At 65.7% G+C, this 1,041-nt stretch carries 2 protein-coding genes; both read right to left on the bottom strand.

The genetic code is table 11. The annotated features are described in order from the left end of the window. Nucleotides 1-14: 14 nt before the first annotated feature. Nucleotides 15-335, bottom strand: coding sequence for a multidrug efflux SMR transporter (locus tag ABZW96_RS37685; RefSeq protein WP_355081674.1), 321 nt, complete (start codon nucleotides 333-335; stop codon nucleotides 15-17). A gap of 1 nt (nucleotide 336) precedes the next feature. Then, on the bottom strand, nucleotides 337-984 hold the full coding sequence (locus ABZW96_RS37680; RefSeq protein ID WP_355081672.1) for an NAD(P)H-dependent oxidoreductase: 648 nt from the start codon (nucleotides 982-984) through the stop codon (nucleotides 337-339). Between the last annotated feature and the right edge of the window lie 57 nt (nucleotides 985-1,041).

The following is a 1,041-nucleotide window of genomic DNA, read 5'->3' as shown; positions in this document are numbered from 1 at the left end:
ATCCGCGCGGAGTTCTACTCCGGATTCGTGATCCTCGCCAGCACGATGCCGCCGAGGATCAACGCCAGGGCCAGCAAGCGCCCCGCACCGAGCGGGTCCTTGTGGACGACGATGCCGAGGGTGATCGCGCCGAGCGCGCCGATGCCGGTGAACACGGCGTAGGCGGTGCCCACCGGCAACGTCTGCATGGCGCGCGACAGCAGATACACGGCGGTGACGCCGAGAACGAAGCAGATCAGGGTCGGGACGAGCCTGGTGAAGTTCTCGGTCGGTTTGATGCTCTGCGACCAGACGATTTCCACCACTCCGGCGGCGGCGAGGACTACCCAGTTCACGTCAGTGCTCCCCGGCCAGAGCGCGCGCGGCGGCCAGAGCGCGGACGTAGGACGTGTCGTGCTCGGCACGCAGGTGTGCCAGCGCTGGGTCCTGGCGGGAATTGGCTAGTTCCGCGTGCACGAAAACGGTGTCGGAAACCGCGAAATGGCCCGCGAAGAAGTCGCGCAGGAAGCGCTCTTGATAGTCGTAGGCCGCTTTCGGAGCGCCGGGCGAGTAGGCGCCGCCGCGTGCGCTGGTCACGACGAACTTTCGGTGGCCGAGCGACATTCGCGGAAATGTCACCTGGTCCAGCCAGGCCTTGAGCGAAGCCGGAATCGAGTAGTTGTACATCGGGGTGCCGATCAGGATCACATCCGCCGCAAGCAACTCGGCCAGCAGGGGCTCGACGATCTCCCACGCGGCGGCATGTTCGGGAGTGCGCACCAATTCACCGATTCGTTCTACGTCCGTGTTCGGCAGGGTGAGCACAGCGTCGCACAGCTGAGTCCACCCCTCCCCGATGAACGGCACCGGGTCGGCCGCGAGGTCACGGTAGTGGTAGCCGCCGTCCGGGTGCCGTGCGCGCCACGCGTCCGCGAAGGCGGCGCTCAATTCCCGGCTGATCGACCGTCGCCGGGCGCTGGCATCCAGATGCAACAAGGTTCTCATGACCGACCTCCGATTAAGTGGACATAGCGTCCGATTCCTTCCGAGATCGACGATACG

This window comes from Nocardia sp. NPDC004168 (assembly GCF_040610355.1).
Classification (GTDB): domain Bacteria; phylum Actinomycetota; class Actinomycetes; order Mycobacteriales; family Mycobacteriaceae; genus Nocardia; species Nocardia sichangensis.
Note: the sequence above shows the minus strand (reverse complement) of the source record. Positions and strands in the feature narration are given on the sequence as shown.

Excerpts from the sequence above, each read along its gene's own strand:
- ABZW96_RS37680 (WP_355081672.1), bottom strand. The coding sequence starts at position 984 with ATGAGAACCTTGTTGCATCTGGATGCCAGCGCCCGGCGACGGTCGATC.